Genomic DNA, 9,626 nt, shown 5'->3' with positions numbered 1-9,626 from the left:
GCCAGGTGGGCGCCCCAGTGCCAGGCGCGGCGCAGCTCGCCGCTGAGCAGCGTGGGCGGTGTGCAGGTGACCAGGAAGTCGGCGGGGGTGGTGGCGAGTTCGTAGCCGAGGGTGCGCAGGCGTCTGCCGATGGTGTGGGCGGTGGAGCCGGGCAGGCGGGAGGTGGTGGCGAGTTTGGTGCCGAAGGCGGCGGCGCGGGCGGCCTGGGGCGCGGGGGCGGCCTGGGCGAGCCAGTCCCGGACGCCGGCGGTCTCCTCGCCCTCGGCGGCGGGGACGGGGCGGGCGCCGAGGGCGGCGCGGGCGAGCCCGTAGGTGTGCGCGGCGCCGAAGGCGTGCGTGGGGCCGCCGACGACGAGCAGGTCGACGGCGGGTTCGGGCAGTCGCGCGGCGTCGGCGGCGGAGACGACGCGCACGGTGGCGCGCGGGCCGAGCCCTTCGGCGATGGCGTAGGCGAGGGCCTTGCCGAGGTCGGATTCGTAGACGAGCCGGGCGCGCACCGGGTTCACCGCGACGGGTCGCTGTCGGGATGGACGACCATGACCGGGCAGTGCGCCTGCTGCACGAGCGCGTTGCTGGTCGAGCCGAGCAGCAGACGCCGGAATCCACCGCGGCCGCGGCTGCCGACGACCACCAGTTGCGCGGGTTTCGACCATTCCAGCAGGTGGTGGCGCGGGCCGGAGAGGTAGGTCTTGCGGGTGAGCTCCACCTGCGGATACTTCTCGTCCCAGCCGGCGAGCTGGGCGGCGAGAAGTTCGCGGGCGGCGGTTTCGATCTCGGTGTCGTCGATGGTGTCGGGCAGGCCGGTGAGCTGTTCGAAGCGCAGGTCGCTCCAGCAGTGCACGGCGACCAGGCCGGTGCGACGTTCGGCGGCCTCGGCGAACGCCGCACCGATGGTGGCCTGGTTGTGGGCTCCGCTGCCGTCGATGCCGACGACGACCGGTCCGGTGCGGCGGATCTGGAGTTCGCCGCCGCAGGCGCGCACCACGCCGCCCGCGCCGTGCCCCTGCGCGCCCACCGCGGAGACGGTGGAGCCGAGGTAGCCGAGCAGGCCCGCCTTGCCGGTGCCAAGGACGGTGCACAGGGCGCCCGCCGAGCGTTCGGTGAGCACTTCGGCGGGGGAGCCTTCGACGATCTCGGTGTCGATGTCTAGGTCGGGGGCCGTCTCGTGGGCGAGCTGTTCGGCGGCGGCGAGGTATTCGACGCCCTGTTCGTAGAGTTCGGTGACCACGGTGGGCATGAGCCGCACGTGCGGGGTGAAGGCGGCGCGGGTGGCGGCCAGGTCGAGCGCGTGCACCAGGTGCAGGCGCCTGCCGCGCATCCTGGCCAGGTCGGCGGCCCAGCGCACCGCCAGATCGCTGGCCGCCGAGTCGTCGATGCCGACGACGACGGGCGCGGTGTGCCGGTCCTGCTCCCCGCTGCGTTGGTCGACCGTAAAGCGTTCGACCATGGGGCGTTCGACCATGGGGCTGTGCTGTCCGACCATGGGGCGCTTCCTAACCGACGGCTGTGGTGGTGCTCTCAGGCTAGGAACCGGAGGTATCGCTGCACGGCTGCCGGAGGTCCCCGGGTGCTGGGCCGAAAGGCCACCGTTGTCAGGCTCGGCGCAGTGCGACGACCGGGATGGTGCGGATGCCCTCGGTCTTGGTGGCGTAGTCGGCGAACCCCGGCATGCGCCTCGACTGTTCGGCGTAGAGCTGGTCGCGGGCGCTGCCCTCGATCTCGGTGACGGTGACCGGGTGGCGCTCGGTGCCGCGTTCGATCTCGGCCGCACCGGCGGCCATCAGGTTGTGGTACCAGTCGGGGTGGGTGGGCGCGCCCGCCTTGCTGGCGAAGATGTAGATCAGGTCGGGGTCGTGCTCGTCGGGCAGGTACACCAGCGGGGTGACCAGTTCGCGTCCGGTCTTGCGGCCGCGGTGGTGCAGCAGCACCATGGGCGCGCCCTCGAACGGCCCGCCGACCTTCCCCCCGTTGGCGCGGAATTCCTCGATGATCGCGGCATTCCAGTCCTTGGCATCTGTCATGACACTCATCCTTCCCGGGTGGGGCGGGCGAGGCCAGGCACCGCGGGCGTGTCGGCGACGCCGACAGCGAACAGGCGTGCGCCGAACCGGTCCACGAGCAGGGCCACGCAGGTGGCGGCGAGCATCGGGGCGACCAGCCGCCAGGCGTCGGTGAGCTCGCCACCGGCGGCGATGACGAGGTTGGCGCCGAGGTGGATCACGGTGGCGGGAATCATGCGCTGGGCGAAGCCGCCGCGGGCGAGCAGCACCGCGGCGACGGACATGGCGGTGACCGCGAGGGTAAAGCCGGTGAGGAAGCCCGCGCCGTCGGCCCAGTAGCCGAGGTGGGTGGCGCCGAAGAGCGCGCCGAGGACGACCGCGCTCACCCAGCGCGGGGCGATGGCCTCGCCGAGGCGTTGCAGGGTGCCGCGCCAGCCGATCTCCTCGCCGAGGGCGCCGACGGCCTGGGCCAGCAGCAGCAGCGGCAGCGGCGTGCCCGCCACGGCGACGGCACTCGGGTCGAGGTCGGCGCCGGTGCCGGCGTAGCAGGCGGTGAAGACCGCGACCCAGAGGAGCGCACAAGCGGTGGACAGCAGGACGGCGGGAGCGGGCGCGGCGGGCCAGAGGCCGGTGGCGCGGTGGCGCACGGTGATCCGCACGGCCACGGCGGCGACCGCGGGGGCGAGCATGACCAGCGCGAGGACGTCGGCAGACAGGCCGATGGCGTCCTGGACGACGGGGGCCAGTAGCCCGCAGATCGCCCAGACGAGGACCCACACGGTGATGGCCGGCCACAGGCGGGGGCGGGCAACGGTGCCGGTCATGCGCGGGGGCCGAGGTCGGTGCAGGTTTCGGCGGCGGGGAGTTCGGGCGCGAGGAACACGGTCTGGGCCATCATGCGGTAGCCGGACATCTGTTCGCGGAAGACCTCGATGGATTCCTCGGGGTGGACGGAGTCGATGACGGCGTGCGGGCCGATGGCGTTGAACTGGTGGCTGACACCGCGCGGGATCTGCATGTCGACGAACGAGCAGGGCGGGACGAGCAGGTTGTAGCGGGTGCGGTGCACGCCGGGTGGGGTGTCGGGCAGCTCGTCGGTGAACTGTTCGGGCCGGAAGGGGGTGACGCCGGGGATGTCGGTGACCACGAACGGGGAGAGGCTGCCGACCCGGATGCGGGTGTCGGGCCCGGTCATCATGCGGACGAAGCGCAGACCGGTGTGCAGGTGCATGCGTGAGCAGATGCCGCGCTCGGTGGCGTCGTAGAAGTCCATGAGGTAGCGGTCGGCGAAGAAGCCGTCGAAGGGTTTCTCGACCATGTAGACGTCGCCCTCCTCGAAGACCTGGGAGCGGACCACACCGTCGGCGTCGGGGGTGGTGGCGGCGGTGCTGGTCTTGGCGGCGCGCACGATCCGGGCGAAGGCGTCGACGACGGCGGCGGCGACGTCGGGGGCGAAGCGGGCGACGGGGGTCACCGCGTTGCGGCCCGCGTCCTCGAAGGTGGCCAGGTCGTGGATCTCGTTCTCGTCGTCGGCGTGGTTCTTCAGACGGGCTGTCACGGTGTCGGTGCTTTCCGGGCGGCCCGGGTGCGGGCGTCGCTGCCGTGGGGCGTGGCGGCGACCGGGCGGGCCACCGCGTGGCCCGCCCGGTCGTCATCGTGATCAGGGGATGTAGTCGAAGGTGTCCGGGTCGGGACCGATGCGCTCGTCCCGGTTCACCGCCTCGATCGCGGCTACCTCGTCGTCGGACAGCTCGAAATCGAACACCGCGAAGTTCTCCTCCACCCGCGACCGTGTCACCGACTTCGGGAACACGATGTCGCCACGCTGCAGGTGCCATCGCAAGGTCACCTGCGCCGGTGTGCGTCCCTTCGTCTCGGCGATCTCCACGATCGTCGCGTCGTCGACGATCCTGCCCTGCGCCAGCGGCGACCACGCCTCGGTCACGATCCCGTGCCGGGAGTTGAACGCCCGCAACGGGTTCTGCGAGAAGAACGGATGCACCTCGATCTGGTTGACCGCGGGCACGATCTCCGTCTCGTTCAGCAACCGCTCCAGATGCGCCTGCTGGAAGTTCGACACACCGATCGCCCGCGCCCGGCCGTCCGCGTAGGCCTTCTCCATGGCCTTCCAGGTCTGCACGAAATCGCCCACCCCCGGCAACGGCCAGTGGATCAGGAACAGGTCGACCTGCTCCACCCCGAGATCGGCGTTGGTCTGCTCGACTGCCCTCAACACGTCGTCGTAGGCGTGGAAACCGTTGTTCAGCTTGCTGGTGACGAACACCTCGTCCCGGCGCAACCCCGATTCGCGGATCGCCGCACCGACGCCCTTCTCGTTGCCGTACATCTCGGCGGTGTCGATGTGCCGGTACCCGACCTCGAGCGCCGTCGCCACCGCGGCCCGGGTCTCGTCCGGCGGGATCTGCCACACACCGAACCCCAACTGCGGGATCGACACTCCATTGTTCAACGTGATGTCCGGGACTGCCACGGGCGATAGGTCCTTTCGTCGGGGATGTTCACGTTCAAGTCGTGGGACGGGTCGAGATATTCCGCCACCGCAGAGGTCATGCGGTCAGGCCGTAGGAGCGCAGCCACAGTTCGAGCGACAGCACCAGCCAGAGTTTGCCGCCCTGCCGGGGCAGCAGGGCGCCCTCGCCTCTGGCCCAGGCGCGCACCGTGTCGCGGCGGAACAGGCCGCTGCCGCGGGCGCCTCGGGCGAGCAGCAGCTCGTGGGTGAGTGCGCGCAGCGGGCCGTCGAGCCACTGTTGCACCGGCACGCGCATGCCGCTCTTGGGGCGGTCGACGATGGTGGCGGGCAGCAGATCGCGCACGGCTTGCTTGAGGATCCACTTCTCGACGTCGCCCGCCAGTTTCAGGGTGGGCGGGACGGTGAAGGCGTGGTCGACGACGGCGCGGTCGAACAGTGGTGCGCGGCCTTCGATCCCGCTGGCGGCGGTGAGGCGTTCGACCTTGGTGAGGATGTGGTGGGCGCCCTTGGTGCGCAGGTTGGTGTGCAGCAGCTGGTTGAGCAGGCTGTTCATCCGGCCGCGGCGCAGGTAGGGGGCGACGTGCTCGGCCGGCGACGGCGCGTCGGCGAGGGCGCGCAGGGCGTCGGGGGTGAGCAGGGCAGGCAGATCGGCGTGGCATTTGCGGTAGCTGTCGAGGTAGGCGCGGGCCCGCGCGTCCGGGGCGGGGTCCTCGCGGAACAGCTCGGAGATGAGCATGGGCAGGTTCTTGGGGCCGCCGAAGACGGGATCGCCGCCTTCGCCGTTGAGGGCCACGGTGAGTCCGTCGGCGGCGACGGCTTCGGCGAGCATGAGGTTGGGCACGGTCAGCGGGTCGCCGACGGGGCTGTCGAGCAGGCCGACGGTGTCGGCCAGGCGGGCGGCGACGGTGTCGGCCGGAACGGTGAGCACGCGGTGGCGGGTGGCGCAGTGGGTGGCGACCAGGCCGGAGTAGCCGAGTTCGTCGGGGGCGTCGGCGCCGAAGCTGATCGAGTAGGTGTGCACGGGGTGGTCGTGCAGTTTCGCGGCCAGGGCGGTGACCAGGCTGCTGTCGATGCCGCCGGAGAGCAGCACGCCGACGGCCTGTCCGGCGGGCAGGCGGCGGGTGACGGCCTGTTCGAGCAGTTCGCGCAGGCGCAGGGCGTGTTCGGCGGGAGCGCCCTCGGCGATGTCCTCGCGCGGTTCCCAGTAGGTGTGCTCGGTGTGGGTACCGTCGGGGTGCAGGCGCACGCAGCGGCCGGGCAGCACCTCGTGTACCTCGCGCAGCAGGGTTTCGCGGCCGGGCAGGTAGGCGAAGGTGAGGAAGGAGCGGACGGCGGGCAGGTTCGGCCCGGTGCGCAGGGCAGGCCAGCGGCGCAGGGCGCGCAGGGAGGTGGAGGCGGCCCAGCCTTCGGGGGATCTCGCGTGGAAGAGGGTGCGGGAGCCGACGTGGTCGCGGATGAGCACCAGATCGTCGCCGTCGACGACGGCCAGGGCGAACATGCCCTCGGCGGCGGCGATGCCGTCGAGGCCGAAGCGGGCGTAGAGCCGCAGCAGCAGTTCGCCGTCGGGTGCGGTGGGTGGCGGGGCGTCGGGGCCGAGGCGGGCGCGCAGCCGGTGGGCGTCGAAGAGGGTGACCTCGCCGACGGCGGTCAGCTCGCCCGCGGTGTAGGGGCCGGTGGCGACGCCGGGGCCGTCGAGCAGCCCGAGCGTGTAGCGGCGACGCGTGGCGACGGGTTCGCCGCCGGTCGCGCGCACGGGGTCGGCCGGGTCACCGGCCGGGAAGGCACACCATCGAGACATCCGCACTCACCCGAAATCGTCGTCGCCTGCACCGTATCCGTCGCCCCAGTCGTCGTAGCCACCGGTCACGCCGAGCAGCCCGACCGCGCCGACGGCGCCGAGACCGGCATAGCTCGTCTCATCGTCGGTCTGCCCGCGGAGTTCTTCCTCTTCTTCCCGGCTCAGGTGCGCCGGGGGCATGACCAGCGCGCCGAGCAGCGCGCCGCCCGCCATACCCGCCAGGACGGCGCCGAGCCTGCCGCCGAAGGAGGAGCGGTTGACGGTGAGGACGCCGTCGCCCCACAGGGTCCGGCCGTAGCCGCATTCACGGCCGTAGCGCACGCCGTGCTGGTCGGTGCGTTTGACCAGGCGCGGACCGAGGGGTTCGTCGGTGCCCGCCCGGCCGTCGCTGTCGCGCCAGGTCACCAGGTTCCCCGGCCCCCGGGTGCGCCATTCCTCCCGGCCGTCGCCGTAGCGGCGGTGGACGGTGCCGTCGGCGAGCAGTTCATCGACGTAGTCGAGCTGCCGGTACTTCGGCACGGCGGGCTCCTTTCGTGCGCGGGCCGCGGGGCGCGCGGCTCATGCGGCGGGCCAGGTGAGGAAGCCCGCGGTGCGGGCGCGGCGCAGGTCGAGCAGGGGCTCGTGGGTGGTGCGGACACCGCGCACGAGGCGGTGCACGGTGCGCAGCAGAGCTGCCGGGCGGACGGCTTCGAGTTCGACGGTGTGGCCGTGGTCGAGCCAGCGGCGTTCGGCGGGGTCGAGCGCGGGCCCGGCGCACTCGGCCGACGACACCGGTTCGGCAGCCGCGCCCGCGGCGGCGGGTGCGCGGAACAGGTGCAGTGCGCGCGCTTGACGTGGACGCAGGCCGATCGGCACGACCCGCACGGTCTCGGGCAGGCCGGCGAGTTCGCGGATGCGGGCGGGCAGGCGCATGCCCTCGGCGCTCGCCTCGTGCAGGAGGTGGACGGTGCCGTCGACCCGCTCGAGCATGGCGGTCACATCGGGGTGCAGCGGCAGGTCGGCGGGACCGAGGACAGGGCAGGCCGACTCCATGGGCAGGCCGTTGGCGCGCAGCATGTGGGTGACGGCGGGGGAGGCGCAGATCAGCAGGCGGGGCAGGCCGTAGTCGAAGAGGTCGGGTTCGACGGTGTGGCGGCCGATCTCGGCTCGCCGCGGCGGGAGGGGCGGCAGCAGTGCGGGGATCGGGTCGTGGCGGTCGAGGGCGGCGTGGAAGGCACGGTAGGACAGCGGGGGTGGCGGGGTGCCGGGCAGGCGGCGGGGCAGTCGGTGGGCGGGAACGAGCACGCGGCACAGTTCGTAGTAGAGCTGGCCTTCGGTGACGCGCAGGCCGCCGGGGGCGGTGGCGGCGGCCACGGCGCGGTCGAGCGCTCGGTCGAGCATCCGCTGGGTCAACTGGACGGCCACGTCAGGAAACCTACCTGCCGGGCGGCGCGACGGTCGGGGTCGGCGGCGGCCTCGACACGCTCGACGCCGCGTCGCACGACGGTGAGCACGCGGGCGGGCGGCAGCGCCGACAGCGGTGTCCACCAGCCGTCGAGCAGCCACCGCCGGTCCTGCTCGGGCAGCGACGGGGGCGCCTCGGTGGCCGGGTCGAGGGGTTCGCGCAGCGCGACGGCGGTGCGGACCATGGCGGGGGTGAGGCCGATGGCCACGGCGCGTGGGCCGAGCGCGGCGCGGACCCGGGCGGCGTAGTCGAAGCCCGGGACCGCGGCGTCGTGCAGGATCAGCACCGGCACGTCCGGCGGCAGGTCGTCGATGCGTTCGCACAGCGCCATCGACCAGGCGTTGGCGGCGTCGTTGGCGGCCAGGCAGGCGAGGGTGGGGCGGTCCGGGCACAGCAGGGCCAGCCGCGGGTCCGGCACGGTGGGCAGGGGCCGGTCGTCGGGGATCAGGCCGGGTGGGCGGGCGCCGTAGCGGCGTTGCCAGACCTCGAGCACGTCGGTGCGGAACGTGTCGTATGTGTGGGTCATCCGCACGGTGGCCCGTCGCAGGAACCACGGGCGGGCCAGGAACATCAGCCCGGTGAGCGCGAGCATCGCGAGGACGGTTCCCGGCACGCCCGCCGCCACCGGGATCACTCCGGCGACCGTGCCGCCGAGGCCGACCATGACGAAGAAGACGCCGAGCACGCCGAAGAGGGTGCCCCAGGTCTGCGACACCGACGGCAGGTATCTGCGCCCGGCCGCGTAGTACAGCTGCTGCCCGGTGTAGGACAGGCCCTGCTCGGCGCGCAGTTTCTCGACCAGTCTGCGCATGCGTTCGTCGTGCATGCCGAAGGGATCTTCCTTCGGTTCCAGCGCGAAGGGCTTGTGGCAGCGCGAACAACGCCGGTCGGTGCGCTCGGTGTGACGCAGGTTCGTCTGGCAGTTCGGGCAGATCACCTGTTCATGGTCGCCCAGCGGCGGCGTTCGCGCCGGACTCGCGCCGGACCCGCGCGAGGATTTCCTTTCGTATCTTTCGCCACACGAGTATCGAAACGAACCCTGCACACCGCTTCGCGACGGACGGCATGCCATGATGGGAACATGTGTTCGATTGCGGTGGTGTTGCGGGACGCGGGGCCCGGCTGGGATCGCGGGGCGGGACCGGGTGATCGACGATGAGTGAGGGCGATGTCTCCGCTGTTCGGCGCCTGGATCGGCCGCGACCGGTGCTGATCGATCCGAAGCGGGTGTGGTTGCTGCCCGCCCGGCCGGGACCGGGGCGGCCGAGCCTGGGGGTGGCGTCCAACAGCCTGGATCCACGCTTCCAGGAGCCGTGGGTGCCCGCGACGCAGTACGGGTGGGTGCGACTGCACCTCGGGCACTACGTCGCCTGGTACGCGGAGGTGGCGGTGGACTACCGCACCCGCAACAAGCTCGCCGAGACGACGCTGCGGCACTGGGTGCCGTGGGATGCGGTGCGGTTGCCCGAGGCGCGGTGAACTCTGATGAGCACGCCGGATTATCAAGATCGAAAATCTGCCCGCGATACTTTGCGCTGAGCGCAATCGGTCAGCGTGCCGGGGCGCCGAACCAGCGGGTGAGCGGGCCGGACAGTTCGTCGCCGGGCTCGCCGGCCCACGCGATGTGGCCGTCGGGGCGCAGCAGCAGCGCGGGGGCGGGCAACTCGGCGTCGAGGTCGACGAGGTGGTCCACGCGATCGGCCCAGCCGTCGATCGCGCACTTGCCGGTGCTGTCGAGCAGCAGCCCACGGGCGGTGCGCAGGTGCTGGTATATCCGCCCGTCGCGCAGCGGGAGGTGGGGGGGGGGGGCGGCGGCGCGGCGGGCGCGGCGCCCCCCGCGGGGGGGGGGGGCGGGGAGTGGCGGCGCGGCGGCCGGGGGGGGGCGGGGGTTAA

11 protein-coding genes and 1 pseudogene are annotated in these 9,626 nt (G+C 72.6%); 1 reads left to right on the top strand and 11 read right to left on the bottom strand.

Annotated features, from left to right (window positions below; genetic code table 11):
* The 10 genes from QH283_RS19155 to QH283_RS19110 form a co-directional block, all read right to left on the bottom strand.
* Positions 1-497, bottom strand: a 497-nt coding sequence (locus tag QH283_RS19155) for a hypothetical protein (protein ID WP_280504362.1), incomplete at its 3' end; no start/stop codon positions are given.
* Between the two features lie 5 nt (positions 498-502).
* Positions 503-1,483: a universal stress protein gene (locus tag QH283_RS19150; RefSeq protein ID WP_348538291.1), complete on the bottom strand. Its 981-nt coding sequence runs from the start codon at positions 1,481-1,483 to the stop codon at positions 503-505.
* 109 nt (positions 1,484-1,592) lie between these two features.
* Positions 1,593-2,021 carry a nitroreductase/quinone reductase family protein gene (locus tag QH283_RS19145; RefSeq protein ID WP_280504361.1) on the bottom strand — a complete coding sequence of 143 codons (429 nt, stop codon included), beginning with the start codon at positions 2,019-2,021 and terminating at the stop codon, positions 1,593-1,595.
* Between the two features lie 5 nt (positions 2,022-2,026).
* Positions 2,027-2,824 carry a CPBP family intramembrane metalloprotease gene (locus tag QH283_RS19140; RefSeq protein ID WP_280504360.1) on the bottom strand — a complete coding sequence of 266 codons (798 nt, stop codon included), beginning with the start codon at positions 2,822-2,824 and terminating at the stop codon, positions 2,027-2,029.
* The gene (locus QH283_RS19135; RefSeq protein ID WP_280504359.1) at positions 2,821-3,558 is read right to left on the bottom strand and encodes a hypothetical protein; all 738 of its coding nucleotides are present in this window, start codon (positions 3,556-3,558) and stop codon (positions 2,821-2,823) included. Before QH283_RS19135 ends, QH283_RS19140 begins: the two co-directional genes overlap by 4 nt.
* 102 nt (positions 3,559-3,660) lie before the next feature.
* On the bottom strand, positions 3,661-4,491 hold the full coding sequence (locus tag QH283_RS19130) for an aldo/keto reductase (RefSeq protein WP_280504358.1): 831 nt from the start codon (positions 4,489-4,491) through the stop codon (positions 3,661-3,663).
* 76 nt (positions 4,492-4,567) lie between these two features.
* Positions 4,568-6,289 carry an asparagine synthetase B family protein gene (locus QH283_RS19125; protein WP_280504357.1) on the bottom strand — a complete coding sequence of 574 codons (1,722 nt, stop codon included), beginning with the start codon at positions 6,287-6,289 and terminating at the stop codon, positions 4,568-4,570.
* Positions 6,290-6,295: 6 nt separating this feature from the next.
* Positions 6,296-6,808 carry a hypothetical protein gene (locus QH283_RS19120; RefSeq protein WP_280504356.1) on the bottom strand — a complete coding sequence of 171 codons (513 nt, stop codon included), beginning with the start codon at positions 6,806-6,808 and terminating at the stop codon, positions 6,296-6,298.
* A 39-nt stretch (positions 6,809-6,847) separates the two neighbouring features.
* The gene (locus QH283_RS19115; protein ID WP_280504355.1) at positions 6,848-7,693 is read right to left on the bottom strand and encodes a hypothetical protein; all 846 of its coding nucleotides are present in this window, start codon (positions 7,691-7,693) and stop codon (positions 6,848-6,850) included.
* Positions 7,678-8,670, bottom strand: coding sequence for a hypothetical protein (locus tag QH283_RS19110; RefSeq protein ID WP_280504354.1), 993 nt, complete (start codon positions 8,668-8,670; stop codon positions 7,678-7,680). Before QH283_RS19110 ends, QH283_RS19115 begins: the two co-directional genes overlap by 16 nt.
* 218 nt (positions 8,671-8,888) lie before the next feature.
* Between QH283_RS19110 and QH283_RS19105 the strand changes: the two genes are divergently transcribed.
* Positions 8,889-9,212, top strand: a complete 324-nt coding sequence (locus tag QH283_RS19105; RefSeq protein WP_280504353.1) for a hypothetical protein — start codon at positions 8,889-8,891, stop codon at positions 9,210-9,212.
* Between the two features lie 70 nt (positions 9,213-9,282).
* Here QH283_RS19105 and QH283_RS19100 read toward each other — a convergent pair.
* Positions 9,283-9,626: pseudogene (locus tag QH283_RS19100) on the bottom strand (hypothetical protein); the annotation flags it as partial.

This window comes from Nocardia farcinica (genome assembly GCF_029867845.1).
In the GTDB taxonomy this organism is placed as follows: Bacteria; Actinomycetota; Actinomycetes; order Mycobacteriales; family Mycobacteriaceae; genus Nocardia; species Nocardia farcinica_A.
The sequence above is the reverse complement of the archived record's forward strand: the minus strand, read 5'-3'. Positions and strand labels throughout refer to the sequence as shown.